Raw genomic sequence first — 26743 nt, 5'->3', positions numbered from 1 at the left:
AAATTTTAAATCAATTATAACCCAAAAGATACTAATATAATTTGAAATTTTCTCTCAATTTAATATTTCAAAAGGAAAAATGATGAAATTAGCTCAGGCTCTCATTTTAAGAGCCGATACACAAAAACGTTTAGAGCAGCTAAAAGGTAGGTTACTCGATAATGCAAAAATGCAAGAAAATGAAAGACCTAGCGAAGATCCAAAGCTTCTTTTAAAAGAGCTTGATAGGCTAAGCGATGAGCTATTTAGACTGATCTTGGCTATAAATTTAACAAACTCAAGTGCAAAATTTGAAGGTGTGAGTCTAACTGAAATGATCGCTAAAAAAGATACGCTAAGCCAAAAAGCAAGCGTGCTTAGGGATTTTGCCAAAAGCGCAAGCCAAAAGGTCGATCTTTACTCAAATAGCGAGATAAAAATTTTAAGTAGTGTTGATGTAGCCATGCTTCAAAAGCAAATAGACGAGTTATCCAAAGAGATCAGAGAGCTAGATATGAAGCTACAAGAGGCAAACTGGCAAGTTGATCTTGTAGAGTAAAATTTATGGTGAAAATGTAGTTAAAGGCGAGTAAAAAGAAAAATTTATTAGGCTTGCGGGGATAGAGCAAAAGTTTAAATTTATCCCAGCAATTTAAAAAATGTATTCTTAAAAATAAATGTTACTACCACTTACTGATTTAGCTACGTTTTGGGTGGGTTTGGGGAAGATTAATCTTTATTATGTAAGATTTCACAAATTTTTAAAAGGAAATTTATGAAACTTGACACCTTGATCGTAAAAGGCATTGAAGCTAAAAATAATCCAAATAAAGCTGTCATTCCGCCTGTTTTTTTAGCAAGTACGTTTGTGCAAGATGATCTTGAAAATTTTCAAGAATTTGCATATTCTCGTGGTAGCAACCCAACCAAAAAAGCATTTGATGAAATTTTTGCAAAGGTTGAAGGCAGCAAATACGCATTTAGCTTTGGTTCAGGCATGGCAGCAACAGCAGCCGCACTTAGCCTTATAAAAACTGGGCAAAAGGTCCTGCTAAATAGCAACGTCTATGGTGGCACTTATAGATATGTCACGACTGTTTTTGAAAGCCACGGCATAAAGAGCGAATTTATAGATGATCTAAATTTTTTAAGCGAAGATGACATAAGTGACGACGTGGCGGCGATATTTATCGAAACTCCGTCAAATCCCCTCTTAAGAGTGACAGATATCGCTAGAATTTCAAAGATCGCTCACAAAAAAGGCGCTCTAGTCATCGTGGATAACACATTTTTAACGCCTTATTATCAAAGAGTACTTGATTATGGAGCTGATATCGTGGTCTATAGTGCTACAAAGTATATCGGCGGACACGCTGATGTGATCGCTGGTATCGTCACGCTAAATGACGATGCTTTGGCCGAAAAGATAAAATTTGCTAAAAACACACTTGGTGGCATCATCAGCCCGATGGATGCCTACTACCTAATACGTGGGCTTAAAACGCTTAGCGTTAGGTTTGATAGACAAACACAAAATACACATAAAATCATCAAATTTTTGCAGAATAATGACGCAGTTAGCGTAGTGCATTTTGCCGGCTCATATAGCGAGCAAGAGGCAAAGATGCAAGCGGCTCAAGCAAGCGACATCGGTGCTCTCATCTCATTTGAGCTTGATGAAAAATATGATGTAAATAAATTTGTAAAATCGCTAGAAATTTTTGATCTAGCAGTGAGCCTTGGCGGCGTAGAAAGCCTCATTTGCAGGCCTGCGACGATGACACATGAGGCATATCCAAAAGAGGTACTAGATAAGATCGGTATAAAGCAAAACTTGCTTCGTTTGGCAATTGGTATCGAAAACGCTGATGATCTAATAGCGGATCTTGATCAAGCATTTAAAAAAGCAAAAAAATAATAAAGGAGACAGATATGGCAACTACAAAATTTAAAGGTAGTGAGGTAAATTTAAGTGGAAATGAGGTCTTTGTAGGCTCTTATGCGCCTGAAGTAAAAGTCGTATCGCAAGATCTTAGCGAATTTAGTGTAGGCGGAAATAATGGCGTAGAAGTCCTTGTTTGCTTGCCATCACTTGATACTGGCGTTTGCGCAGCAGAGGCTCGTAAATTTAACGAAAAAGTAGCTGGCAAACATGGCGTAAAACTAAGCATCATCTCAAATGATTTGCCATTTGCGATGGGGAGATTTTGTACGACTGAAGGCATAGCAAATTTACATGTCGGAAGCGACTTTAGATACGGAGAATTTGCTAAAAACTATGGCGTTTTAATGAGCGATGGCCCACTAAAAGGACTACTTGCAAGAGCGGTATTTGTCATCAATGATGGCGTAATAATTCACAAACAAATCGTCCCTGAAGTGACAGAAGAGCCAAACTACGATGCAGTATTTGATGCTATTAAAAGTAGTGGTAGTTGTGGTTGTGGCTGCCATTAAAAAAAGGCGTTATCTAAACATCTATTTGATGCTTAGATAATTAATCTTAGTCAAATAGAGATTTTTCAAAAGACTTTACTACAAAGCTTTTTCTATGAAGGCTTAAATAGCCAAACTTGGCAATGGCATCTAGGTGAGCCTTTGTACCGTATCCTTTGTGCCCAGCAAAGCCGTACTTTGAGTAAATTTTATCCCAGCCTTTCATTAAACTATCACGGCTAACCTTTGCTAATATGCTAGCAGCACTTACCTCAGCGACTTTGCTATCAGCCTTTATCATCGTTGTGATACCTACGCCATAGTCTAAATTTCCATCATAAATAATCTCAAAACCCTCAAAGTGCGCCTTAAAAATTTTGAGCGCTCGTCTTAAGCACTCGCTTAGCCCAAGTTCGTCTATTTGTGCATTTGAGAAGTAGATGATGAGAAAATTTGAGCTTTTTATAATCTCTTTAAAAAGCTCCTCACGCTTTTTTGCAGTTAGTTTTTTGGAGTCGTTTAGACCTGAAATTTCTTTATTAAGCACGCAGGCCGCTACGCTTAAAGGCCCAGCTAAAGCCCCACGTCCAGCCTCATCTATGCCACAAATTTTTGCCATTAAAGCCCGATTTCATCGCTAAAGTAAGGTCTTAGCTCATCAAGTGGCACGCTAATTTGCTCCTCGTTTAAAAAGGTAAGCCCAAGTGGCGAAAGTACAAAATTTTCACTAACGCCTGCTGTTGCGAGGATTGCTTTTAGATGAGGGTCGTTTATATCTTTAAAAATCTGCTTTAACTTTAGCTTTTTGTTGGTTTTAAGTAAGACGACATCGCAACTAGTTTTATTATTTTTATAGGTGCAGATGCTTTTTATTTTGTCATTTATATAGTAGATGTTATCTAGGCTCTCAAATTGGTTATTTGGCCATTTTTTACGCTCACTTTTTAGGTCATAAAGTGTCGAGAGTAATTTATTTTTATTTTTTTTAGCCGATTCTTTAGCAAATATGTCGTTAATTATAGCTTCGTATCTCGTGCCATTTGCTTCGGTCATTTGGATGCCAATATTTAGCATTTCATACTCTTTTTCTTTTTTGATAGTCGCATTATAGGCTTTGTTTTTAACGATTATTTTGCCCTTTAGCTCGCCATTTTCATTTTTAACGTCTAAATTTATCTTATCAGATACAGCATTTAGCGATGAAATTTCACTGCTATTTTGCTCAAGATTACCTTTTTCGTAGTCGTATTTTGTACCATCAAAAAAGATATGTCCGCTTATCCTGGCCGGCACTTTAAAGCTCTTACTTTGCTTAAAATTTTCAAATTCATCTTTAAAATAGTTCATATAAACTTCAAATTTTATACCATTTGCCTCACCAATAAATTTATAAAATTTTGCCCAGTTTTCGTGATTTATCTCATAGCCAAATAGGCTTCCTATAAGTATAAAAATCCCAATAAATGCTCTCATGTCCGTCCTTCATAGTTTTGTTGATTATAGCTTCTTTACTTTAAGCTTTTAAAACAATAATCAAATAAAGGTTTAAATTTATAAACCTAGACTCCACCTAGAAAAGGGCAAAATTTCGCATTTTATGCCCTCAAAGCTAAGCTCAGCTTGGTTTGCGACGCTGATTATCTGAAGCTTGCTTACACCCAGCTCTTTTAAGCTTGCGTGGAGTTTTTTAAATTTCAAAAAGATGATCTCTGGTGCAGAAAACGGCACACAGATGATCGCGATCTTCCTTTTATTAAGGAAGAAATCAATCTCTTTTGTGTAGTAAATTTCATCTTTAAATTTAAGCAATTCGCAAAAAACGACATTTGCAAAGACAGCCAAAAAGTCCTTTTTTAGGTATAAAGCGTTGCGAAGTGCAAAATTTGTAAAGTAGAGCTTTTTGCTCGTGCTGCTCTCATCTAAATTTGGTACTAATTCTATAAAACCATTTTCATTAAGGCTGGCTACCGCGTTATAGACACTATCTTTTGAAATTTTCATCTGCTCTTTTAGGTTTTTGTAGATACCAAAAGTACTAAGCACATCGTGGCATTTTGGAGCACATTCTTTTAAAATCGCAATGCTTTGCTCGCTTAAATTTGCTCTTAAGAGTTGTTGCAAGTGCGCTGTGACCTCGCTAGAGTCCAAAAAAGCACTTGCTATCTCGTTGCCGTGAGCCAAAAAGTAGCTAAAAAGTAGGTCTTGGTCCAAATTTTTCTTAAAAAATAGTATAAATTCCTCGTAGTCAAGGTAGTTTAAATTTATGCGAGCAAAGCCGTCAATCGTGAGTGAAAATTCCTTGCTTGTAAGGATGATATTTTCAAGTGTTGCGCCCTTTAAAAAGCCTAAATTTGCAAGGTCAGCAGCTTGTAAATTTTCAACTGCAAGAACCTTTATCTGGGTATTTTTTTCTAAAAATTCTTTTAAATTTGCTAAAAGTAAGGCTCTGTCTATCCTTAGATCGTCTAAATTTACATAAAGCCTCTCCTCGCTTTTATAATGGCTCAAGAACTCATAAACAAGGGCTGTTTTGCCACTTGAAATGGCGCCTATTATAAGCGTCTTTGGCGAGATGATTTCGTATTTTCTGGGGATAAATTTACTTGATTTAAGCGGCTGATTGTAATAAAGCTCTAATTGGTTCATTTTCTCCCCTTTGTAAGATGCATATGTAAATTTTTACTATACCGTCAATTCCCCCCCCCTGTTATAAGCGCGCTCTCATCGCTCGTTAGCTCATAAAGCTCAAAAACAAGTTCGTCTATTTTTTCGTTACTTGCCTTGATTTTGTTATTTAGCGCGTCGATATTTTCTTTAGCTTCTAGCTTTTCATAAAGAGTTAAAGTAGGCATGTGCTTCTCGTAAAGCTTAATTTTTTCATTGGCTTTTAAAATTTCATCGACCAAATTTATTATCTCGTTTGCTAAATTTTCATTTTGTGGCGTGATTTGTGGGATAGGCAAAATTTCTAAGCGGTTTATTTTTATTTCGCCTTCAAGTCCGCCTCCAGCATAGAAAAAGTTGAAAATTTTATAAACAGCTGTTGAATTTAAAAAGGCTAATAAAAATTTTAAATTTTCGCCAGTTATGCAATATGCAGTATTGTCTGGAATATTATTATTTATATCGTAAGCAAATTTTGGGCTTTGCACCATTCTGGCACATAAAATTTTCTCTTTTTCAAATTCATCTAAATATACGCAGTTTCGTAGGTTATAAGGAGTGGCTCCTTTATCAGAACGATTGGAAAGTTTTGGCTCAAATTTCTCAAGATATAGTTTTAGCTTAGGAAAATTATCTATATTGATGCGAGGCTCGGTGCCATATCCATTATGGATATTTATGAGCCATAGCCCAGCCCACTCATAGTCATAACGCTTTATATCTCGACCCCTTAAGATCGGTCTTATGAGCTTTTGTGTCTGTTCTCTTTCTTCTCCAAAGCAGTTATTTAAAATTTTATCACGAGTGCTATCGTCGATGATAAATGCTTCGTTTAGTCCAGTTTTGACACCATAGTTGATATTCACACCCCAATCTTTTAATGGCTTTGCGACTTTTTCGATCTTGCTTTTTAGCTCAAATTTGCTTTTATCTAAAAAGGTGAAATTTGTTTCGTTTAGCGTGGATTGTGGTATTTGGATAAATTTTTGCGTTTTTAAATTTATGGTGCTTGAAGCTAGGAAATTAAATTTTGAATTTTCACCGGCTCTTATTTTTCTAAAAATAGTAACCGCACTATCTACGCTCGCATCTTCAAAAACTTTAACCCCAGCAAAATCGATAATATGTGTTATTTGCGTATTTTCTAGTATAAATTTACGTAAATTTTCACCATAGCTGGCACGGAAAAATTTGTTTGAACATATAAAGCCTAAAAGCCCATTTTCTTTTAGATGTGTAATGCCAAGCTCATAAAAATAGACAAACAAATCAGCCGTGCCGCTATAAACTTTATATTTTTGTAGGGCTGGCTTTTGCTCTTTTATCGCCTCTTGTCTGACATAGGGAGGATTGCCGATAACGACATCAAATTTAAAGTCGAAAGGAAATTCTAAAAGCGAGTTTGCTGCTACTAAATTTTTACTAAGATCTGTCAAAACTCGTCCTTTTGCAGCTGTGCGGAGCCAAAGAGATAGCCTGGCGATCTCGACTGCATCGGCATTTATGTCTACGCCGTAAAGGTTGTTTTCTAAAATGGTGCTTTCTATATCGTAAAGTCCCAATCCCTCGCCCTCATATACTTTGCGGTAAGTGTCTAATGCGCCATGCTCACTAATAAGAAATTCTAAGGCTTGGTTTAAAAACGCACCAGAGCCACAAGCTGGATCAAGTATCTTAAGAGATAAGAGCCATTCGCGGTAAGCATAAATTTTGCCTTTGATCTCACTTTCTGCTTTGGTTAATTTTTTTGGATTTTTTGGTGCTAGTAGCTCATTTAGATCAAGCCCTAGCTCATCTTTTTTGGCTTTACAAAGCGTACCAAGCGAATTTTCAACTATAAATTCTGTTATAAACTCTGGTGTATAAAATATGCCATCTTTTTTGCGTTTGCTCTGTTTGGCATCAAATTCATTACCATTTATTTGCGCATTTAGCTCTTCAAGGTCGTTTAGTGAGCTTTCAAAGATATGTCCTAGGATATTTACACCGATGTCGCTTAAAAAGTCATAGTCGCTTAAAAACTGCGCTTCAAGCACGCTATCGTCTATCTTTAGTGCATCAAGCTCAGTATCTGTGGCAAAAAGTCCGCCATTATAGCGTTTGATATCAAGACGTTCACTGCCTTCATCGATGGCTTTAAAGTAAATTTTGTAAAAGTCATAAAAACTAAGCTCAGTAACTTGGTTTTGAAATTTATCTTTTATCTCGGCTATCGTGCGAAGTCTTAGTAGTCCGCGGTCTTCGGCAAATAGTATAAAGACAAACCTATCACATAGTTTTTGAGTTAGGCTTAAAAGCCTATTTTTATCAACGCTAGTATTGTTTTTGCAAATATTTTTAAAAAGAGTAAGTCTAAATGCGCTAAAGTCTTTATAAAATTTATTTGAAATTTCGCGCTCGTGAGTGGCAAATTTCTCTTTTAGCTTTAGCGGCAGATCCGTGCTAATGCTCTCAAAGCTAAGCAGCAAATGAAGTCTTTTAAACTCGTCAAAGCTTGCTGTAAAAAGGTCAAATTTTTCAAATGTTGTTTTATTGCCGATGTAAAAACGCAGTTCATTAAAATTTGAAACAACGACATATTTGGCATTTTCATGCGAGATAAAATAGCGAAAGGCTTGATCTACCGGGCTAAGCTCGCGGTTGGACGGAGTTTTATCAAGATGCTGTGTGGTCTGATCTTTTAGCTCGATCACGCATCTAACTTCGCCATTTATCAGTATCGCCCCGTCTGCTTTTTTGCCGTCAGTTTCGTTCTTTTTCTCACGTTCAAGATTGAAATTTGTAGGATTAGTAGTATCCAAAGTGTAGCCAAGGCAGTTTTCAAAGATATCTTTTAGAAACTGCGTTTGAAATTTCTCTTCTTTGAAGCACTTAATCTCGCTAGCTTTTGACTGATACATTTGCAAATTTGCATAACGCTTTTTAAGCTTCTCCTCGTCTTGGTCTTGAGTTAATAAGAATTTTGTATTAAAGATCGGCATCTTTTCTCTTTAAAATTTTAATTTCTTGGAATCTTATCTTTTTAAATTTTATATCTTCCTTATTAAAAGGAAATAATTAATCAAAATTCATCAAAAAATAGCGTTTTTCTTGACAACTATAATAGCTTTTTTGTAAAATCGCAGTCTCTTTACGAAAGACCTATGTCTTGCTCGTACGATCGCTTGATCCTATGCGGGTTATTTTGATGTAAAGAGGTCGCGAGTTTGCGACAAGTTCTTTTTAAAGGAAAACACATGGAAAGAATCAGGTTAAAGCTAAAAGCTTACGACCATAGAGTTCTAGACCGCACTGTTGCAGCAATCGTAGAAGCTGTCAAACGAACAGGTGCCGACGTTCGTGGCCCGGTACCAATGCCTACAAAGATCAAACGCTATACAGTCTTAAAATCTCCACACATCAACAAAGACTCACGTGAGCAGTTTGAGATGAGAATACACGCTCGTATGCTTGACATCGTAGCTGCTACTCCAGAAACTGTAGATAGCCTAACAAAACTCGACCTAGCTCCAGAAGTTAATGTCGAAGTTCGTGCGATGAAGTAAGCGGACAAAAGGATAAGAGTATGGAATATATTGTAGAAAAAATAGGTATGAGTAGAACGATTGCCACGAAGAGTACGCCAGTTACACTACTTAAGCTAGTTGAGGCTAAAGTATGTGAGATCGACGAAAATAAACGTGCTATCGTAGCGTATGCCCACACTAAAGCAAACAACAAAGCTATCGCTGGTCAGCAAAAGAAATACAATCTGACTGCAGAATTTAACAAATTTGCTACGCTTGAAGTAGCTAATAGCGAAGTTGGAAACCTAGACTTTACACCATTAAATGAGGCTAAAATTTTAAAAGTTAGCTTTAACTCAAAAGGTAGAGGCTACCAAGGTGTGGTAAAAAGACATGGTTTCGGTGGTGGTCCAAAAAGCCACGGCTCACGTTTCCACAGACGCCACGGTTCAATCGGTAACTGCGAATGGCCAGGTCGTGTTCAACCAGGTATGAAAATGGCAGGACACATGGGCAATGAGAAAGTTACTGTTAAAAACGAGCTAATAAGTTTTGACGCTCAAAATGGCATCGTAGTTGTAAAAGGTTGCGTTCCTGGTCACAATGGTGCAATGGGTAAAATAAGGATTGTAAAATGAGTAAAATTCACGTATTAAACGATAAATTTGAAAATTCAGGCGAGTTAGAGCTTCCTGCAAGCTACGCTGAAGTAAATCCGCACAACCTATATCTTTATGTAAAATCTTACCTTGCTGGTATAAGAGCAAATTCGGCTCATACTAAAAGCCGTGCTTTTGTAAGCGGTGGTGGTAAAAAACCATGGAGACAAAAAGGACGTGGTGGTGCAAGAGCAGGTTCAACTAGAACTAACGTTTGGGTAGGCGGTGCAGTTGCATTTGGTCCAACAAACGAGAAAAACTATTTTCAAAAAGTCAATAAAAAACAAAAAAGACTAGCTCTTGAGTACGCTTTGGCAGTAAAAGCACAAGATGGTAAAATTTTCGCAGTAGATAGCATCTCAATCGAGTCTGGAAAGACAAAAGATGCAGCTAATATCATCAAAAATTTAAAAGTAAAAGATGCGCTTATCGTTAAAGATTTACTAGACGATAAAACACTACTTGCTTTTAGAAATTTAGCAAACTGCTATGTAGTAGATGCAAATGAGGTAAATGCTTATCTTGTCTCTACATTTAGTTCGGTTATCATTGAAAAAGCTGCACTAAAAACTATAACAAAAGAGGGCTAAAATGGCGGATATAACTGATATCAAAACAATTATTTATACAGAAAAAACTCTAGGCCTTCAAGAACAAGGCGTTGTTGTTATCCAAACTTCACCAAGAGTTACAAAAAACAGCTTAAAAGCAGTTTTACAAGAGTATTTTGGAGTAACGCCTGTTCGCGTAAATTCACTTAGAATTAGCGGCAAGGTTAAGCGTTTTAGAGGAAGAGCAGGCCAACGTGACGAGATAAAGAAATTCTACGTTAAGTTACCTGAAGGCGTAAGCCTAGAAAATACGGAGGCGTAAGATGGCTATAAAATCATATAAACCATATACACCTAGTCGTAGATATATGACTGGACTAAGCTCTGAAGATATAACAGCTAAACCAAGCGTTAGAAGCTTGCTTGTTAAACTACCTGCAACTGGCGGTAGAAACAACAATGGTCGTATAACTTCAAGACATAAAGAAGCAGGTGCAAAAAAACTTTATCGTATCATCGACTTCAAACGTCGCAAATTTGGTATAGAAGGTAAAGTTGAAGCGATCGAGTACGATCCAAACAGAAACTGCCGTATCGCTCTTATAGCTTACAAAGATGGTGAAAAACGCTATATCATTAGACCAAATGGCCTAAATGTTGGCGACGTTATCGCATCTATCGATGAGGGCTCACTAGATATTAAACCAGGCAACGCTATGAAATTAAGATTTATCCCAGTTGGTACTATCGTTCATAACGTTGAGCTAAAACCTGGAAAAGGCGCTCAGATAGCTCGTTCAGCTGGTGGTTACGCTCAGCTAATGGGTAAAGAAGAGAAGTACGTTATCTTAAGAATGCCAAGTGGCGAGATGAGACAAGTACTGGCCGAGTGTATGGCAAGTATCGGTGTAGTTGGTAACGAAGACTGGGCTAACATCACTATCGGTAAAGCTGGACGTAATCGCTACCGCGGTATCCGCCCACAAACACGTGGTTCTGCTATGAACCCAGTTGATCACCCACACGGCGGTGGTGAAGGTAAGAAAAATTCAGGCCGTCACCCAGTTACTCCATGGGGTAAACCAACTAAAGGTGCTAAGACTCGCCGTAAAAAAGCTAGCGATAAGCTTATAATTTCAAGAAGGAAAGGAAAATAGAGATGGCAAGATCACTCAAAAAAGGTCCTTTCGTAGATGATCATGTAATGAAAAAAGTTATTGCCGCAAAAAATGCAAACGATAACAAACCAATCAAGACTTGGTCAAGACGTAGCACGATTGTACCTGAAATGATTGGACTAACATTTAACGTTCATAATGGCAAGAGCTTTATTCCTGTATATGTTACAGAAAATCATATAGGCTATAAACTTGGCGAATTTGCTCCAACACGCACATTTAAGGGTCATAAAGGCTCAGTGCAAAAGAAAATCGGCAAGTAAGGGGAAATGATATGAGTAGAGCAATTATAAAATTCGTAAGACTTTCTCCTACAAAAGCAAGACTTATAGCAAGAGAAGTTCAAGGCATGAATGCCGAGCTAGCGCTTGCAAGCTTGCAATTTATGCCAAATCGTGGTGCTAAATTTATAGCAAACGCTATTAGCTCAGCAGTAGCAAATGGCGGATTTGAGCCAGAAGAAGTTGTAGTAACTAGTTGCCGCGTTGACGCTGGTCCTGTATTAAAGAGATTTAGACCAAGAGCAAGAGGAACAGCGAGCAAAATTCGCAAACCTACTTCTCATGTAATGGTAGAAGTATCTAAACCTGAAAAGAAGGAAGCATAATATGGGACAAAAAGTAAATCCAATAGGTCTTAGACTAGGAATTAACCGCAACTGGGAATCTAGATGGTTTCCAACCAAACAAAGTCTTCCTGAAAATATCGGTGAAGATTACAAAATTCGTGCATTTTTAAAGAAAAAGCTTTACTATGCAGGAATTAGCCAAATTCTAATCGAAAGAACGGCTAAAAAACTTCGTGTAACCGTAGTTGCAGCTCGTCCTGGTATCATCATCGGCAAAAAAGGTCAAGATGTTGAAAATCTAAAGAACGAAGTTAGCAAACTTATCGGTAAAGAAGTAAATGTAAATATCAAAGAAGAAAGAAAAGCTCAAGCTTCAGCTCAACTTGCTGCTGAAAACGTAGCTATGCAACTTGAAAAGCGTGTCGCATTTAGACGTGCTATGAAAAAAGTTATCCAAGGTGCTCAAAAATCAGGCGCTAAAGGTATCAAAATTTCAGTTGCTGGTCGTTTAGGTGGTGCTGAGATGGCAAGAACCGAGTGGTATCTAGAAGGTCGCGTTCCGCTTCATACTCTTAGAGCAAAGATAGATTATGGTGTAGCTGAGGCTCATACGACTTATGGAAACATAGGTATTAAAGTATGGATTTTTAAAGGTGAGGTTCTTCAAAAAGGTGTTCAACCTGAGAAAACTGAAGAAGAAGCACCTAAGAAAACACGTAGAGCAAGAAGAGGTAAATAATTATGTTGATGCCTAAAAGAACGAAATTTCGTAAGCAAATGAAAGGTCGCAACCGTGGTTATGCGACTCGTGGAGCATCTTTAGCAACTGGCGAATTTGCACTTAAGGCTGTTGAAGCTGGTAGAATAAATTCTCGTCAAATAGAAGCTGCTCGTCAAGCTCTAACTCGTCATGTAAAAAGACAGGCTAAAATTTGGATTAGGGTTTTCCCTGATAAGCCACTTACTAAAAAACCTCTACAAACTCGTATGGGTAAAGGTAAGGCTGGAGTTGAAGAGTGGGTTATGAATATCAAACCTGGTCGTATAATATTTGAAATGGCTGGTGTTAGCGAAGAGCTAGCTCGTGAAGCTCTAACTTTGGCTTTACACAAACTTCCTTTCAAATCAAAATTTGTAACGCGAGAGAGTGAAAATGAAATATACTGAGTTAAAAGATAAGAGCGTTGCAGAATTAAACGCGTTGCTAAAAGAGAAAAAGGTGCTTTTATTTACTTTAAGACAAAAGCTAAAAACTATGCAGTTAAGCAACCCTAATGAGATTAGTGCTGTTCGCAAAGAGATAGCTCAGATCAACACTGCAATTAGTGCAACAAGACAAGGGGCGTAAAATGGCATTAAAAAGAGAAATTCAAGGTGTTGTTTTACAAAAAGCTGGAGATAAAACAGCTACTATTTTGGTAGAAAGACGCGTTATGCACCCAAGATACCATAAATTTGTAAAACGCTTTAAAAAATATTTAGTTCACGATGAGAAAAATGAGACAAGAGCAGGCGATACAGTTGTTGCGATCGAGTGCAGACCACTTTCAGCTCGCAAGAATTTTCGCTTAAAAGCTGTATTGGCAAAGGGAGTTGAGTAATGATTCAAAGTTTTACAAGACTTGCAGTTGCTGATAATAGTGGTGCAAAAGAGTTAATGTGTATAAAAGTTCTTGGCGGCAGCAAAAGAAGATACGCTACACTTGGCGATATCATAGTTTGCTCTGTTAAAAAAGCTCTTCCAAATGGTAAGATCAAAAAAGGACAGGTTGTAAAAGCTGTTGTTGTAAGAACTAAAAAAGAGGTTCAAAGAGATAATGGTTCGCTAATCCGCTTTGACGAGAACGCAGCTGTTATACTTGATAGCAAAAAAGAGCCAGTCGGCACTCGTATTTTTGGACCAGTTGGACGTGAAGTTAGATATGCTAACTTTATGAAGATTGTTTCGCTAGCTCCGGAGGTTTTATAATGGCTAATGTAAAATTTAAAGTCAAAAAAGGCGATACTGTAAAGATCATCGCTGGTGACGATAAAGGCAAAACTGGTAAAATTTTAGCAGTTCTTGCAAAAAAAGGTCAGGTTATAGTTGAGGGATGCAAAGTAGCTAAAAAAGCTATCAAACCAAGCGAAAAAACTCCAAATGGTGGTCACGTAAATAAAGAGATGCCAATTGACATATCAAACGTCGCGAAAGTTGAAGGATAAGAGATATGAGTAGATTAAAAGATAAATTTAACGAAACTATCAAGCCAGCTCTCGTAAAAGAATTTGACATCAAAAATCCAATGCTTATCCCTGCGCTTGAGAAGATCGTGATCAGTGTAGGTGCTGGAGACTCTGCGAAAGATCAGAAAGTGCTTCAAAATATGGCTGATACCATTTCACTTATCGCCGGACAAAAAGCAGTTATCACTGATGCTAAAAAATCAGTTGCTGGCTTTAAAGTTCGCGAGGGCTTTCCTGTTGGTATCAAAGTAACTTTGAGAAAAGAGCAAATGTATGCTTTCTTAGATAAGCTAATTAGCGTTGCTCTTCCAAGGGTTAAAGACTTCCGTGGTCTTCCAAAAAATGGCTTTGATGGACGTGGAAACTATAACTTTGGTCTTAGCGAGCAGCTAATGTTTCCAGAGGTTGAGTATGATAAAATTTTACGAACTCATGGTATGAATATTACGATTGCTACTACGGCTAAAAATGATAAAGAGGCATTCAAATTGCTAGAGCTATTTGGCGTGCCGTTTGCAAAAGGAAAGTAAAATGGCAAAGAAATCAATGATAGCAAAAGCTGCACGCAAGCCAAAATTTGCGGTTCGCGGCTACACTAGATGCCAAATTTGCGGTCGTCCGCACTCTGTTTATAAAGATTTTGGAATTTGCCGTGTTTGCCTAAGAAAAATGGCTAACGAAGGCCTAATACCTGGTCTTAAAAAAGCAAGTTGGTAAGGAAGAGAAATGTTAAACGATTTAATATCAGATGGATTAACACGCATTAGAAATGCAAGTATGAGAAAGCTTGAAACTGCGAAATTGCTTCATTCTAAGGTTGTTGAGGCTACTCTTTCTATCCTTGCAGTAAAAGGCTATGTAGAGAGCTACAACGTTATCGAAGAAGGTAACAAGAAATTTATAAATGTAGTTTTAAAGTATGATGAGTACGGCAGAAGTGTTATAAACGAGCTTAAAAGGGTTTCAAAACCTGGTCGCCGTGTTTATCAAGGCAAAGACGACATTAAGCGTTTTAAAAATGGTTACGGAACAGTTATCGTTAGCACAAGCAAAGGCGTTATGAGCGGTATTGAGGCAAGTAAAGCTGGCGTTGGTGGCGAGGTTCTTTGCACGGTTTGGTAATAAACTGCATTAAATACGCTATTTTAACCTTATGAAGGTAAGGTTAAATTTTTAGCTTGGTAAAATTTTAGATTTTGCCAAAGCTAAATTTAGAAATTCAAATGAAGGTTTCGTCAAATTTGACGATAAAATTTACGGCATTGTGGTGTTTATTCGTAAATGTAGGAACACCCTAGACAAGTAAAGGAAAAAAATGTCACGTATTGGAAAACAGCCTATCGCTATCCCAAGTGGTGTAGACGTTAGCGTTGAAAATAATGTCCTAAAATTTAAAAAGGGCAATCATATAAAAGAACTTGACACAAAAGGTCATGTTGATGTCAAGGTAGAAAATGGTCATATAGTTTTTGCTCCAAAAGGCGAAGATCGCCAAAGTAGAGCTTACTGGGGAACATATAGAGCACTTGCTAATAACATCGTAACTGGTATCACTGCGGGATTTACTCGCCAGCTTGAGATCAACGGCGTTGGTTATAAAGCAGCTGCAAAAGGTAAAATTTTAGAGCTTTCTCTTGGTTTTTCACACCTTATCAACTATGAGCTACCAGCAGGCGTTGAAGCTAGTGTTGAGAAAAACGTTATTACTATCAAAGGCGATGACAAACAAGTAGTAGGTCAAGTGGCTGCTCAAGTTAGAGGATTTAGACCACCTGAGCCATATAAAGGCAAAGGCGTTAAATATCTAGAAGAACGCATCATCCGCAAAGCGGGCAAGACATCTAAGAAGTAAGGAGCGGTAAATGACAGCAAAAGTACTAAAAAGAAAAATCGCTCTTAGAATTAAGAGAAAAAGAAGAATCAGAGGTAAAATTTCTGGTGTTGCAACTTGCCCAAGAGTTTCTATTTTCAAGTCAAACAGAACTCTTTATGTTCAAGCGATTGACGACGTTACAGCTACTACACTAGCTGCAGTTGATGGTAGAAAAATAGGCATAAAAGCAAATAAAGAAGGTGCGGTCACTTTAGCTAAAGAATTTGCTAAGGCTTTAAAAGCTAAGAAGATAGATGTTGCAGTTTTTGATAGAAATGGTTATTTGTACCATGGCGTTATCGCAGCATTTGCTGAAGCTTTAAGAGAAAATGGCATCAAGCTATAACCCAAAGGAAAATCGATGGAAAAATATAATAGAGAAGAATTTGAAGAAGTAATCGTCGATATCGGTCGGGTTACAAAGGTTGTTAAAGGTGGTCGTAGATTTAGATTTACAGCTTTAGTTGTTGTTGGTAATAGAAATGGTCTAGTTGGCTTTGGTTATGGTAAAGCTAAAGAGGTACCAGATGCGATGAGAAAAGCGATTGACGACGCATTTAAAAATATTATCCACGTTAAGATCAAAGGCACAACTATTCCTCATGACGTAGAGGTAAAATATAACGCAAGTAGAATGCTGCTTCGCCCAGCTAGCGAGGGTACTGGTGTTATCGCTGGTGGTAGTGCACGTCCTATTATCGAGCTTGCAGGTATTAAGGATATCCTTACTAAATCACTTGGTTCAAACAACTCAGCAAACGTCGTTCGTGCTACTATAAAAGCACTTAGTTTGCTAAAAAGCTAAGAGAAAGGAGTTAAGATGGCATTAGAAAAATTAACACCTGCTGCGGGTTCAACTCATGCAACTAAAAGAATAGGTCGTGGTCAAGGTAGTGGCAATGGCAAAACTGCTGGCAAAGGTAATAAAGGTCAAAGAGCAAGAAAAGGCTACAATGAGAAAAGAGGTTTTGAGGGCGGACAGCAACCACTTCAAAGGCGTCTTCCAAAAGTAGGTTTTACTTCTAAATTTGAAAAACCTTATGTTATTAATGTCGAGAAAATTGCAGCTATAAAAGAGCTTGCTGAAATTTCAATAGCAACAATAGCTAGCGTTCATAAAATTTCAAAGAGCGTTACTAAGATAAAACTAATCGGTACAAGCGCAAAAGCTCTTGCTTCTAAGATTAAAGACGAGAACGTTAGCGTTAGCGGAACAAAATAATGGATAAAACACTGACCAACAAGATTTTAATCACGTTGGCATTTTTGTTCGCATACAGGATACTGGCTTATGTGCCAGTTCCTGGTGTTAATGTCGACGTAATTAAAGAATTTTTTAATTCAAACAATAGCAATGCCTTGGGTCTATTTAATATGTTTAGCGGTAAAGCTGCTGAGCGTTTAAGTATAATCTCTCTAGGTATTATGCCTTACATTACAGCTTCGATCATTATGGAGCTTTTAGCAGCAACATTTCCGAAATTAGGTCAGATGAAAAAAGAGCGTGACGGTATGCAAAAATATATGCAAATTATACGCTATGCAACCATTGTCATCACTCTTGTGCAATCAATCGGTGTTTCTATCGGACTTCAAAGCTTAAGTGGACGCGGTGGCGAACAAGCTATCATGATAGATATAAATTTATTTATCGCGATATCTGCTGTATCTATGCTAACTGGAACTATGCTGCTTATGTGGATAGGTGAGCAAATAACGCAACGTGGTATAGGCAACGGTATAAGTCTTATCATCTTTGCTGGTATCGTCTCTGGCATACCTAGTGCGATCGGCGGAACTGTAAATTTAGTAAATACTTCCGAGATGAATTTCCTAACAGTTATCGCTATTTTGGTGATTATCTTAGCTACTATTGGTGCTATTATATTTGTCGAGATGGGCGAAAGGCGTATCCCTATTTCTTACTCAAGAAAAGTGATAATGGAAAATCAAAACAAACGTATAATGAACTATATACCGATCAAAGTAAATTTAAGCGGCGTTATCCCGCCGATATTTGCTAGTGCGATTTTGATGTTTCCTAGTACTATTTTACAAGCTAGTACAAATCCGATCATCCAAGCTATCAACGACTTTTTAAGTCCAAATGGCTATATGTTTAACTTTTTAACGTTTTTATTTATCATCTTCTTTGCGTTTTTCTACGCATCGATCGTATTTAACACAAAAGATATAAGTGAAAATTTAAAGAAACAAGGCGGATTTATTCCAGGTGTTAGACCAGGCGAGAGTACGGCTAGCTATCTAAATGAAGTAGCTGGTAGGCTAACTTTGGGCGGTGCTTTATACCTTGGTATTATATCAACTTTACCGTGGGTACTTGTAAAAACCATGGGTGTACCATTCTATTTTGGGGGAACGTCGGTGCTGATCGTGGTTTCTGTCGCTCTTGATACTATGAGACGTATAGAAGCTCAGTCTTATACAAACAAATACCAAACTCTAAGTGCAGTAGGTCTATAAAATGGCTATCACGCTAAAAAGACCAGCTGAGATAGAGAAAATGAGAGCGGCGAATAAGATCGTCGCTCAAACTCTTGATCATATTTCCACGATCATAAAACCTGGAATTTCACTTCTTGAGATAGATAAAATTTGCGAAGATATGATAAGAGCTGCTGGAGCAAAACCAGCCTTTAAGGGGCTTTACGGCTTCCCAAATGCAGCTTGCATAAGTGTCAATGAAGTGGTGATCCATGGAATCCCGAATGAATATAAACTAAAAGAGGGCGATATCGTTAGTGTTGATATTGGCTCAAATTTAGATGGTTATTTTGGCGATTCGGCTAGGACTTTTGGGGTTGGTAAAATTTCAAAAGAAGATGAAGCTTTGATAGCTTGCTCAAAAGATGCACTATATTTTGCGATAGATTTTATAAGAGCTGGTATGCATTTTAAAGAAATTTGCTACGAGCTTGAGAAATTTATACTAGGTAGAGGCTATGTGCCTTTGCGTGGGTATTGTGGTCATGGTATAGGAAAAAGGCCACATGAAGAGCCAGAAATTCCAAACTACCTTGAGGGACACAACCCAAAAGCCGGACCAAAGATAAAAGAGGGAATGGTTTTTTGTATAGAGCCAATGATCTGCCAAAAAGACGGCACGCCAGTTTTGGGAAGCGATAACTGGAAAGTAACCTCAAAAGATGGTTTGAGAACTAGCCATTATGAGCATTGCATGGCGATAGTTAATGGCAAAGCCGAAATTTTAAGCCAAGTATAAAATAGAGTAAAAATTTAGAGAAAGGAGAATTTGTGGCAAAAGACGATGTCATTGAGATTGATGGAAACGTTGTTGAAGCACTGCCAAATGCAACTTTTAAAGTTGAGCTTGACAACAAACATATAATTTTATGTCATATCGCCGGAAAAATGAGAATGCATTATATAAAGATAATGCCTGGCGACCGCGTAAAAGTAGAACTTACGCCATATAGCCTAGACAAGGGCAGGATCACTTATAGATATAAGTAAATTTACCCCCTTGGCAAATATGCTAAGTAAATTTAAAGCTGGTTTTGGGTAAAATCCAAGCTTTGCGAAAAGCTGTATGAAGAATTATTTTCAAAGTTCCCCACTTATTTTGAAAATAGTTGGTTTAAAATTTTTCTTTAGACCTGATGCAGCCCCTAAAAAAGTGGAATAAATTTTTAGGAGACTAAAATGAAAGTTCGTCCTTCTGTAAAGAAGATGTGTGACAAATGTAAAATTGTCAAACGTAGTGGCATAATTCGTGTTATCTGCGAAAATCCAAAACATAAACAAAGACAAGGATAAGGCATGGCACGTATTGCAGGTGTAGATTTACCAAACAAAAAGAGAATCGAGTATGGTTTGACTTATATTTATGGTATAGGTCTTTATAAATCTCGTCAAATTCTTGACGCAGCTGGAATTTCTTACGACAAGAGAGTTTATGAGCTTAGCGAAGACGAAGCAGCAGCTATCCGTAAAGAAATTCAAGAGCACCACGTCGTTGAGGGTGATTTGAGAAAACAAGTTGCTATGGATATCAAAGCTCTTATGGATCTTGGAAGTTATAGAGGTCTTCGCCACAGAAAAGGTCTTCCTGTTCGTGGCCAAAAGACTAAAACTAATGCTAGAACCAGAAAAGGCAGACGTAAAACTGTCGGTGCGGCTACTAAGTAAGGCAAGGGTTAAAGGATAATAAATGGCGAAAAGAAAAATTGTTAAGAAAAAAGTAGTTAGAAAAAGCATAGCCAAAGGTATCGTTTATATTAGTGCAACATTTAACAACACTATGGTAACTGTAACTGATGAAATGGGAAATGCTATTGCATGGAGTAGTGCAGGTGGCTTAGGCTTTAAAGGTAGTAAAAAATCAACTCCTTATGCAGCCCAACAGGCAGTTGAAGATGCTCTAAATAAAGCAAAAGAGCATGGCATAAAAGAAGTTGGTATTAAGGTTCAAGGTCCAGGTAGCGGACGTGAAACGGCTGTTAAAAGTGTAGGAACTGTTGAAGGAATTAAAGTATCTTTCTTTAAAGACATTACACCTTTACCACACAATGGTTGTAGACCGCCAAAACGCCGCCGCGTATAATTAGAGAAAAATAGGAGAAATTATTATGGCTAGATATACAGGACCTGTTGAAAAATTAGAAAGACGTCTTGGTGTGTCTCTTGCGTTAAAAGGCGAAAGAAGACTTGCTGGTAAAAGTGCTTTTGAAAAAAGACCTTATGCGCCAGGACAACATGGACAAAGAAGAGCAAAAATAAGTGAATATGGCTTACAACTTCGCGAGAAGCAAAAAGCTAAATTTATGTATGGTGTTTCTGAGAAACAATTTAGAAGATTATTTCAAGAAGCAGCACGCCGCGAAGGTAATACTGGTGCCCTTTTGGTTCAACTACTAGAGCAAAGATTAGATAATGTTGTTTATAGAATGGGCTTTGCAACAACTCGTCGTTTTGCTCGTCAGCTAGTAACCCATGGACATATTTTAGTAAATGGCAAAAGAGTAGATATACCATCTTACAGAGTTGAGCCAGGTGCAAAAGTAGAGATTGTTGAAAAATCTAAGAACAATCCACAAATTGTTCGTGCAATAGATCTTACAGCACAAACCGGTATTGTTGCTTGGGTAGATGTTGAAAAAGAGAAAAAATTTGGAATTTTCACTAGAAATCCAGAAAGAGAAGAGGTTATCATTCCTGTTGAGGAAAGATTTATAGTAGAGCTTTATTCAAAATAATAGAGGGTATAAAGATGAGAAAGATTACTACATCAGCTTATATGCCAACTGAAATTGAAGTTAAAAGTGTTAGTGAAAATGTTGCTAACATTACAGCGTATCCTTTTGAGGCGGGTTATGCTGTTACTTTGGCTCACCCATTGCGTCGTCTTCTTTACACAAGTACGGTAGGTTTTGCTCCTATTGGTGTAAAGATAAAAGGCGTTAGCCACGAATTTGACAGTATGCGTGGTATGCTAGAAGACGTAGCTTTTTTTATTATAAATTTGAAAAAGATCAGATTTAAATTAAAAAGCACCAGTGAGCGCGAAGTTATAGAGTATAGCTTTAAAGGACCAAAAGAGATAACCGGTGCTGATTTAAATAATGATCTAGTTGAGATCGTTAACCCAGATGCATACCTTGCTACAATAAATGAAGATGCTGAGTTAAATTTTTCAGTTATCATTCAAAAAGGTATCGGATATGTTCCTAGTGAAGAGATCAGAGAAGAGATCGAAGACGACTATATCGCACTTGATGCTTTTTTTACACCTGTTAAAAAAGCAGTTTACGATATACAAAATGTCTTGGTTGAGGATGATCCAGACTATGAAAAGATCGTATTTACTATAACAACTGATGGTCAAGTTAGTCCGATAGAGGCTTTTAAAAATTGTTTAGAAGCTATGTATCAACAAATGTCAGTATTTAAAGGAATTTTGGATATTGATGTTAGTACTCCAGTTGCTAGCTCAAGTACAGGTGGTGAGTTTTCAAAGTTACTTTCTAGCGTAGAAGATCTAAATTTAAGCGCTAGAAGTTTCAACTGCCTTGACAAAGCTGATATTAGATTTATCGGCGAGCTTGCATTAATGGACGAAAATGAGCTTAAAGAGCTTAAAAATTTAGGTAAAAAATCTCTTGAAGAGATTAAAGCGGTTATGGAAGAGATAGGCTATCCAGTTGGTGCCGATGTGTTAAAAGATGGCAAAGAGCAACTAAGAAAGAAAATAACCGAGCTTAAAGCACAAATGAGTGTAAAAGAATAAAAGGACAATAGATGAGACATAAACACGGATATCGCAAACTTGGTAGAACGTCATCTCATAGATCTGCATTGCTTAAAAATTTGGCGATAGCTATCATCAAAAGCGAAAAGATAGAGACGACTTTACCAAAAGCAAAAGAGCTTAGAAGCTATGTTGAAAAGCTAATCACAAGAGCTAGAAAAGGTGACTCCAACGCTCACAGAGCAGTATTTGCTTCTTTACAAGATAAAGAAACAACAAATAAATTAGTTACTGAAGTAGCTCCAAAATTTAAAGAGCGCAATGGTGGCTATACAAGAATCATCAAGACTCGTGTTCGCAGAGGCGACGCAGCAGAGATGGCTTATATAGAGCTAGTAGCTGAATAATTATTAGAGAGCTTCGGCTCTCTTTTTTTAATTTATTGAATATAAAATTCCACCACTTTTAAAATAAAATCCTTCTTTTCAAAAGCTTTCTCAAACTATAAATTTCTTTAATTATCTACCAAAATTATTAACCAAAAACCATAAAATTTCATAGTTAAAAATTGTAAATTTTCTAATCTAAAATTATACATTTTAAATTTTTACCTTTGAACCCTATGCTAAAATTTTATTTTATAAAGACGATATTCGTTTCAAATATCTAATAAATTTCAAAGGATTTGAGATGATAGGTAGTGTAAATGGAGTTGGCACAAATTTTTATGTTGGCTCACAAAGTAGTAGAGCACAAGGGCTTGATACCAATAACTCTAAACCCAATATAGACAAAAATTCTTTAAATGATTTATCTAGTAGTTTGGTTGATGAACGAAAAAGTCATACTGATACTAGAGCTGACTTAATAAAATTAAATGAAACAAATACGATAAAATTTCAAAAAAATAGCGAGAATCTAACATTTGCTAGCAATTTCTCGCTATCAGGCATAGCTGCTAATGGCAAGATAAGCATCTGGGGCAAGCTCATGGGATATGACAAACAAATCAGCAAAGATGAGATAAATGATCTCAAAAATTTTATCAACCAGACCAAAGCACTTGGCTTTGGCAGAGCTCACGAAGAGATCATAGGATATTATCCAACAGATGTCGATCTCTTTGCAAAAGAGTATACATCAAAACTTGATAACACACTTCTTGGACTTGGTCACAAGAGCCACGTGGAGGGGTTTGAGATACTTGATAAGGACCTAAACATAGACGAGTTTAAAGATAAGTGGATTGATTATGCGCTTAGGCAGTATCTTGGCGAAAGAGTCGGCGTGGAGAGCATTACGATAGGCAAAAAGGCTATCTCAATGCTAACAAGCACTAATAAGCCACCAATCGAGTACCAGACGCTACAAAATATAAATTTCACTGACGAAGAGAGTAGACAGAGATTTCTTACGCTCATGAAAGCTGGCATGAAGAGTGGGGTGGATTTTAAAGAGGTGGTAGAGGGCGTGCTCTCGCTTTATAATGTGCAAAATACAGACAAACTTGATGGCAACAAAGTCTATGCTTCAGTGATCGGACGAAGCGAGAAACTGGCTACTTACGACATCAACAAAGATGAGAAATTTGCCTATCTTAAGGAGCTAATGCAGCTTGAGAAAAACGGAGTTGATATACTAAAGCTAATGGAAAAAGTGGAGCAAAAACAGAAATTAGACATAAAAGTGTAGGCTAAATTTAGTTTTTTGCACTGCTTATCTTTATGATTTTAGTCATAAGCGGCTCTTTTTACTTGGTTTAAATTTTTAAATGATAGAATCTTGATTTCTATTATTAAAATTACGGAGAACTCGTGAGAAAGCTACTTTGGCTAAATCCCGTTGTAAAAAATATGTATGACTTCTCTGCGTTAAAAGAGCTCTTGCAAAACAAGGGCTTTAACATAGTGGAGTGCGAAAAAGATCATGTTTGTGATGTCAAAAATTCATATAAAAATTTATGCTCTAAAGGCATGGTCTTAGATAGTCGCTGTCCAAGAGCTGTAAATTTTATAAGATCAAATTTCAAAGATTTTTCAAACAATATTTCAAGCTTAAATCCCATTTTAATAGAAAGTGCCATTGAGCTTAGCTCAAAGCTAAAAGAAGATGAGTGGCTTTATATAACAACGCCTTGTGAGGACTTGGCTGAGCTTGGAAATTCTTTAAAGCTAGAGCGAACTACATTTTTAACATGGAAAAATTTTAAAGAGCTAAACGATATAAATTTACAAATAAACAAAATAGAATCAAGTCCGATCCCACCTGGATTTTTTGAAAATTTAGGCATAAAAACACTAAGCTTATGTAGCAAAGAAAAGATACAAAACGCATTTTCCTATAAATTTAGTGAACTTAAAAACTATCAGATCATCGAGCTTTTATACTGTGAAAATGGCTGTCACAATGGAGATGGGCTGTGATAGAAATTTTTAAAAAGAGCGTTTTGATCCTAGCGATCTTTGCCCTCTGGCAGGTCGTTTGCGAGCTAGAAATTTTCACACCTTATATCTTGCCAAGTCCTATTACGACACTTAAAACGATGCTTGATATGAGCTTAAGCGGTGAGCTAATAACGCATGTGATGGTTAGTTTTAAGCGTATATTTGTTGGCTATATTTTGGCTTTTGTTTTGGCATTTGCTTTTGGCGGAGTGGCGGCGCTATTTCCAAAAGCTAGTATTTATTATGAGTGGATACTAGAGTTTTTTAGAAATGTTCCGCCACTTAGCCTTATTGCTATTTTAGTACTTTGGTTTGGTATAAACGAAACACCAAAAATTATTATTATCATCCTAGCATCATTTTTTCCAATGTTTTTAAGTATCCAAAAAGGGCTAACTAGCTGCGATGTGAAGCTTATTGAAGTTGGTAAAATTTTTTGTTTTAGTAAATTTGAAATTTTTTACAAAATCATCCTAAAAAATGCCATAAAGGATATCTTTGTAGGTATGCGCATAGGTTTTGGCTACGCTATGCGAGCGATTGTGGGAGCGGAGATGATCGCAGCTTCTAGCGGGCTAGGCTATCTCATACTAGATGCGGAGGAGCTTTCGCGTGCAGATAGGATATTTGTTGGCATTTTTACGATAGGAATTTGCGGCGTACTCATAGATAGGATATTTTTATTTTTGATATCTAAATTTAGCCTTTTGCGAAGTGAAAAATGATAGAAATTTTAAATTTATCCAAGCATTTTTTTATTAATGACAAGCGCATCGATGTTTTAAAAGAGCTAAATTTAAGTATAAAAAAAGATAAGATCACTGTTATACTTGGCAGAAGTGGATGCGGTAAAACTACGCTTTTAAGGCTTATTGCAGGACTTGAGGGCGTAAGTCTAGGCGAGATAAAATTTAAAGAGCAAGCAAAGATCGGTTTTGTATTTCAAGAGCCTAGGCTTATGCCTTTTTTAAATGTCTATGAAAATATAGTCTTTCCACTTAAAAAGTGCGAGATAGACGAGGCAAAGATAGATAGGCTCATATCAATGATAGGGCTTAGTGAGTTTAAATTTGCCGCTGTTTCGCAGCTATCTGGTGGCATGAGCTCGCGCGTTTCTCTTGCAAGAGTGCTTGCATACGAAGCAAATTTGATCCTTATGGATGAGCCATTTGCAGCGCTTGATGCTTTTACGAGGGCCAGCATGCAGGCTGAAATTTTAAAGCTCCAAGCCGGCAAAACCATCATTTTTGTCACTCATAATGTCGATGAGGCCCTATATTTAGCAGATGAGATCATTTTGCTTGAAAAAGGTGGGATGAAATCAAGCTATGATCTATCAAATCTAGCTAAGCTAAGAGATTTGCTTTGCGATGAACTAATAAATTTAAAGCGTAAAATTTTGAGTGAAATTTAGCGTTTTATAAAATGATAATTAAAACCAAAATGAAGCAAAAAGTTATATAATTTGAAAAATTTTTAAAGGAGCAAATATGAGAAAGTTTTTTAAGATTTTGTGTGCAGCCTCTTTATTTTGTCTAGTCGCAAACGCAAGTGAGCTAGATAAGATCGGTATGACCTACGTCAAATCGCCGCTAAACGTCCCATCGATCGTCGATAAATTTAAAGGTTTTTATGCTAAATCTTTTGGCATGCCAGTCGAGTACTCCGAGATCACCTCAGGTGCGAAACAAACGCAAGCGCTCGCTTCAAACTCACTTCAGTTTTTAAATTGTGTTGGCGGAACTTCAGTCATACTTGCCGCGGCAAATAAAGCTGACATAAAGATCATAAGTGCCTATTCAAGAGCACCTGAAGCTTTTGCGATATTTGCTAAAGATAAAGGCATAAAAACCGCTAAAGACTTAAAAGGTAAAAAAATAGTAGGGCCAAAAGGTACGATATTAAATGAGCTTTTGGTTAGGTATCTTGCTCTTGGTGGACTTGGCATAAATGACGTAGAGTTCGTTTCTATGGGCATCCCAGCTGCACAAGCTGCACTTGAAAATGGTAGTGTCGATGCAGCACTTCTTGCTGGACCAACTGCTTATAATGCTAAAAAATCAGGACTTAGTGTCGTAACAACAGGCAAGGGCGTCATCACTCCAGTCATCGTTACTGCCACAAGTGGAGAATTTTACAAAAAGCATAAAGATCTAGTTGAAAAATTTAAAAAAGCCCAAGATGAAATTTTGGCTTTTATGAAAGCAAATGAGGAAGAGGCATTAAAATTTACGGCTGAAGAGACCGGGCTTAGCATAGAGGCGGTAAAGAGCATGTATCCGCAGTATGACTTTAGTCCAAAGATTACGGCTGAAGATATAAAAGCACTTGAAGCTACGCAAGAATTTATGCTTGAGAGCAAGATGATTGAACAAAAAGTAGATATAAAATCGCTTCTAATAGATTAAACAAAAAGGGCAAAATTTGCCC

General features: G+C 37.1%; 41 protein-coding genes. 37 read left to right on the top strand and 4 right to left on the bottom strand.

The window, feature by feature from the left end:
* Positions 1–82 precede the first annotated feature (82 nt).
* The 3 genes from CCON33237_RS08910 (at position 83) to tpx (ending at position 2436) form a co-directional block, all read left to right on the top strand.
* A complete protein-coding gene (locus tag CCON33237_RS08910) occupies positions 83–538 on the top strand; it encodes a DIP1984 family protein (RefSeq protein ID WP_021091135.1) in 456 nt (151 codons plus the stop codon).
* A gap of 216 nt (positions 539–754) precedes the next feature.
* Complete coding sequence (locus tag CCON33237_RS08905) at positions 755–1897, top strand: trans-sulfuration enzyme family protein (RefSeq protein WP_054197286.1); 1143 nt, start codon at positions 755–757, stop codon at positions 1895–1897.
* 14 nt (positions 1898–1911) lie between these two features.
* Positions 1912–2436: a thiol peroxidase gene (tpx, locus tag CCON33237_RS08900; protein ID WP_054197285.1), complete on the top strand. Its 525-nt coding sequence runs from the start codon at positions 1912–1914 to the stop codon at positions 2434–2436.
* Between the two features lie 46 nt (positions 2437–2482).
* On the opposite strand, the gene CCON33237_RS08895 is transcribed toward tpx, so the two are convergent.
* From CCON33237_RS08895 to CCON33237_RS08880, 4 genes are all read right to left on the bottom strand, one after another.
* On the bottom strand, positions 2483–3034 hold the full coding sequence (locus CCON33237_RS08895; RefSeq protein WP_054197284.1) for a ribonuclease HII: 552 nt from the start codon (positions 3032–3034) through the stop codon (positions 2483–2485).
* A complete protein-coding gene (locus CCON33237_RS08890; RefSeq protein ID WP_054197283.1) occupies positions 3034–3888 on the bottom strand; it encodes a hypothetical protein in 855 nt (284 codons plus the stop codon). The genes CCON33237_RS08895 and CCON33237_RS08890 overlap by 1 nt, the downstream gene beginning before the upstream one ends.
* A 78-nt stretch (positions 3889–3966) precedes the next feature.
* Positions 3967–5061, bottom strand: coding sequence for an ATP-binding protein (locus tag CCON33237_RS08885; RefSeq protein WP_054197282.1), 1095 nt, complete (start codon positions 5059–5061; stop codon positions 3967–3969).
* Between the two features lie 44 nt (positions 5062–5105).
* Entirely contained in the window at positions 5106–8060 is a 2955-nt protein-coding gene (locus CCON33237_RS08880) for an Eco57I restriction-modification methylase domain-containing protein (RefSeq protein ID WP_054197281.1), read from the bottom strand.
* Positions 8061–8315: 255 nt separating this feature from the next.
* Here CCON33237_RS08880 and rpsJ point away from each other — a divergent pair, with 255 nt between their 5' ends.
* The 34 genes from rpsJ (at position 8316) to CCON33237_RS08715 (ending at position 26721) form a co-directional block, all read left to right on the top strand.
* Positions 8316–8624, top strand: coding sequence for a 30S ribosomal protein S10 (gene rpsJ, locus CCON33237_RS08875; protein ID WP_009295257.1), 309 nt, complete (start codon positions 8316–8318; stop codon positions 8622–8624).
* Between the two features lie 20 nt (positions 8625–8644).
* Positions 8645–9223, top strand: coding sequence for a 50S ribosomal protein L3 (gene rplC, locus CCON33237_RS08870; RefSeq protein WP_002941563.1), 579 nt, complete (start codon positions 8645–8647; stop codon positions 9221–9223).
* A complete protein-coding gene (gene rplD / locus CCON33237_RS08865) occupies positions 9220–9834 on the top strand; it encodes a 50S ribosomal protein L4 (protein WP_012140561.1) in 615 nt (204 codons plus the stop codon). The genes rplC and rplD overlap by 4 nt, the downstream gene beginning before the upstream one ends.
* Before the next feature lies 1 nt (position 9835).
* Positions 9836–10117, top strand: a complete 282-nt coding sequence (locus tag CCON33237_RS08860) for a 50S ribosomal protein L23 (protein WP_002941535.1) — start codon at positions 9836–9838, stop codon at positions 10115–10117.
* Position 10118: 1 nt separating this feature from the next.
* Entirely contained in the window at positions 10119–10952 is an 834-nt protein-coding gene (gene rplB, locus CCON33237_RS08855) for a 50S ribosomal protein L2 (RefSeq protein WP_002941522.1), read from the top strand.
* 2 nt (positions 10953–10954) lie between these two features.
* On the top strand, positions 10955–11236 hold the full coding sequence (rpsS, locus tag CCON33237_RS08850; protein ID WP_002941639.1) for a 30S ribosomal protein S19: 282 nt from the start codon (positions 10955–10957) through the stop codon (positions 11234–11236).
* An 11-nt stretch (positions 11237–11247) separates the two neighbouring features.
* Positions 11248–11580: a 50S ribosomal protein L22 gene (gene rplV / locus CCON33237_RS08845; protein ID WP_002941544.1), complete on the top strand. Its 333-nt coding sequence runs from the start codon at positions 11248–11250 to the stop codon at positions 11578–11580.
* 1 nt (position 11581) lies between these two features.
* The gene (gene rpsC, locus CCON33237_RS08840) at positions 11582–12280 is read left to right on the top strand and encodes a 30S ribosomal protein S3 (protein ID WP_002941650.1); all 699 of its coding nucleotides are present in this window, start codon (positions 11582–11584) and stop codon (positions 12278–12280) included.
* A gap of 2 nt (positions 12281–12282) precedes the next feature.
* A complete protein-coding gene (rplP, locus tag CCON33237_RS08835; RefSeq protein ID WP_021091116.1) occupies positions 12283–12708 on the top strand; it encodes a 50S ribosomal protein L16 in 426 nt (141 codons plus the stop codon).
* Positions 12695–12889, top strand: coding sequence for a 50S ribosomal protein L29 (gene rpmC, locus CCON33237_RS08830; RefSeq protein ID WP_002941625.1), 195 nt, complete (start codon positions 12695–12697; stop codon positions 12887–12889). Before rplP ends, rpmC begins: the two co-directional genes overlap by 14 nt.
* Position 12890: 1 nt before the next feature.
* Complete coding sequence (gene rpsQ / locus CCON33237_RS08825; RefSeq protein ID WP_021091107.1) at positions 12891–13142, top strand: 30S ribosomal protein S17; 252 nt, start codon at positions 12891–12893, stop codon at positions 13140–13142.
* Entirely contained in the window at positions 13142–13510 is a 369-nt protein-coding gene (rplN, locus tag CCON33237_RS08820) for a 50S ribosomal protein L14 (protein ID WP_021091075.1), read from the top strand. The genes rpsQ and rplN overlap by 1 nt, the downstream gene beginning before the upstream one ends.
* Positions 13510–13746 carry a 50S ribosomal protein L24 gene (gene rplX, locus CCON33237_RS08815; protein WP_009295260.1) on the top strand — a complete coding sequence of 79 codons (237 nt, stop codon included), beginning with the start codon at positions 13510–13512 and terminating at the stop codon, positions 13744–13746. The genes rplN and rplX overlap by 1 nt, the downstream gene beginning before the upstream one ends.
* A gap of 5 nt (positions 13747–13751) precedes the next feature.
* The gene (gene rplE / locus CCON33237_RS08810; protein ID WP_002941643.1) at positions 13752–14297 is read left to right on the top strand and encodes a 50S ribosomal protein L5; all 546 of its coding nucleotides are present in this window, start codon (positions 13752–13754) and stop codon (positions 14295–14297) included.
* Position 14298: 1 nt separating this feature from the next.
* Complete coding sequence (locus CCON33237_RS08805) at positions 14299–14484, top strand: type Z 30S ribosomal protein S14 (RefSeq protein WP_002941532.1); 186 nt, start codon at positions 14299–14301, stop codon at positions 14482–14484.
* Between the two features lie 9 nt (positions 14485–14493).
* The gene (rpsH, locus tag CCON33237_RS08800; protein WP_054197280.1) at positions 14494–14889 is read left to right on the top strand and encodes a 30S ribosomal protein S8; all 396 of its coding nucleotides are present in this window, start codon (positions 14494–14496) and stop codon (positions 14887–14889) included.
* A gap of 193 nt (positions 14890–15082) precedes the next feature.
* Positions 15083–15619, top strand: a complete 537-nt coding sequence (rplF, locus tag CCON33237_RS08795) for a 50S ribosomal protein L6 (protein ID WP_054197279.1) — start codon at positions 15083–15085, stop codon at positions 15617–15619.
* 10 nt (positions 15620–15629) lie between these two features.
* The gene (rplR, locus tag CCON33237_RS08790; RefSeq protein ID WP_021091120.1) at positions 15630–15986 is read left to right on the top strand and encodes a 50S ribosomal protein L18; all 357 of its coding nucleotides are present in this window, start codon (positions 15630–15632) and stop codon (positions 15984–15986) included.
* Between the two features lie 15 nt (positions 15987–16001).
* Positions 16002–16445, top strand: coding sequence for a 30S ribosomal protein S5 (gene rpsE, locus CCON33237_RS08785; RefSeq protein ID WP_002941646.1), 444 nt, complete (start codon positions 16002–16004; stop codon positions 16443–16445).
* Positions 16446–16460: 15 nt separating this feature from the next.
* The gene (gene rplO, locus CCON33237_RS08780; RefSeq protein ID WP_054197278.1) at positions 16461–16862 is read left to right on the top strand and encodes a 50S ribosomal protein L15; all 402 of its coding nucleotides are present in this window, start codon (positions 16461–16463) and stop codon (positions 16860–16862) included.
* On the top strand, positions 16862–18124 hold the full coding sequence (secY, locus tag CCON33237_RS08775) for a preprotein translocase subunit SecY (protein WP_054197277.1): 1263 nt from the start codon (positions 16862–16864) through the stop codon (positions 18122–18124). The genes rplO and secY overlap by 1 nt, the downstream gene beginning before the upstream one ends.
* Before the next feature lies 1 nt (position 18125).
* Entirely contained in the window at positions 18126–18884 is a 759-nt protein-coding gene (map, locus tag CCON33237_RS08770) for a type I methionyl aminopeptidase (RefSeq protein WP_054197276.1), read from the top strand.
* Positions 18885–18916: 32 nt separating this feature from the next.
* Positions 18917–19135, top strand: coding sequence for a translation initiation factor IF-1 (infA, locus tag CCON33237_RS08765; RefSeq protein ID WP_002848031.1), 219 nt, complete (start codon positions 18917–18919; stop codon positions 19133–19135).
* Between the two features lie 189 nt (positions 19136–19324).
* Positions 19325–19438 (top strand): 50S ribosomal protein L36, encoded by a 114-nt coding sequence (gene rpmJ / locus CCON33237_RS09500; RefSeq protein WP_002941545.1) that lies wholly within the window; start codon positions 19325–19327, stop codon positions 19436–19438.
* 3 nt (positions 19439–19441) lie between these two features.
* A complete protein-coding gene (gene rpsM / locus CCON33237_RS08760) occupies positions 19442–19810 on the top strand; it encodes a 30S ribosomal protein S13 (RefSeq protein WP_012140556.1) in 369 nt (122 codons plus the stop codon).
* Positions 19811–19832: 22 nt separating this feature from the next.
* On the top strand, positions 19833–20225 hold the full coding sequence (gene rpsK, locus CCON33237_RS08755) for a 30S ribosomal protein S11 (protein ID WP_021091081.1): 393 nt from the start codon (positions 19833–19835) through the stop codon (positions 20223–20225).
* 25 nt (positions 20226–20250) lie between these two features.
* Entirely contained in the window at positions 20251–20877 is a 627-nt protein-coding gene (gene rpsD / locus CCON33237_RS08750) for a 30S ribosomal protein S4 (protein ID WP_054197275.1), read from the top strand.
* A gap of 14 nt (positions 20878–20891) precedes the next feature.
* Positions 20892–21908 (top strand): DNA-directed RNA polymerase subunit alpha, encoded by a 1017-nt coding sequence (locus CCON33237_RS08745; RefSeq protein WP_054197274.1) that lies wholly within the window; start codon positions 20892–20894, stop codon positions 21906–21908.
* Between the two features lie 11 nt (positions 21909–21919).
* The gene (gene rplQ / locus CCON33237_RS08740) at positions 21920–22276 is read left to right on the top strand and encodes a 50S ribosomal protein L17 (protein ID WP_002941584.1); all 357 of its coding nucleotides are present in this window, start codon (positions 21920–21922) and stop codon (positions 22274–22276) included.
* Positions 22277–22559: 283 nt separating this feature from the next.
* Positions 22560–23561 carry a hypothetical protein gene (locus tag CCON33237_RS08735; protein WP_054197273.1) on the top strand — a complete coding sequence of 334 codons (1002 nt, stop codon included), beginning with the start codon at positions 22560–22562 and terminating at the stop codon, positions 23559–23561.
* 122 nt (positions 23562–23683) lie between these two features.
* Positions 23684–24292 carry a hypothetical protein gene (locus tag CCON33237_RS08730; RefSeq protein WP_054197272.1) on the top strand — a complete coding sequence of 203 codons (609 nt, stop codon included), beginning with the start codon at positions 23684–23686 and terminating at the stop codon, positions 24290–24292.
* Positions 24289–25038, top strand: a complete 750-nt coding sequence (locus CCON33237_RS08725; protein ID WP_054197271.1) for an ABC transporter permease — start codon at positions 24289–24291, stop codon at positions 25036–25038. The genes CCON33237_RS08730 and CCON33237_RS08725 overlap by 4 nt, the downstream gene beginning before the upstream one ends.
* Entirely contained in the window at positions 25035–25727 is a 693-nt protein-coding gene (locus tag CCON33237_RS08720) for an ABC transporter ATP-binding protein (protein WP_054197270.1), read from the top strand. The genes CCON33237_RS08725 and CCON33237_RS08720 overlap by 4 nt, the downstream gene beginning before the upstream one ends.
* A gap of 76 nt (positions 25728–25803) precedes the next feature.
* The gene (locus CCON33237_RS08715; RefSeq protein ID WP_054197269.1) at positions 25804–26721 is read left to right on the top strand and encodes an NrtA/SsuA/CpmA family ABC transporter substrate-binding protein; all 918 of its coding nucleotides are present in this window, start codon (positions 25804–25806) and stop codon (positions 26719–26721) included.
* Positions 26722–26743: the final 22 nt, after the last annotated feature.

Origin of the sequence: Campylobacter concisus, assembly GCF_001298465.1 — a bacterium.
Lineage (GTDB): Bacteria > Campylobacterota > Campylobacteria > Campylobacterales > Campylobacteraceae > Campylobacter_A > Campylobacter_A concisus.
This window is presented reverse-complemented; position numbering and strand designations above follow the sequence as displayed.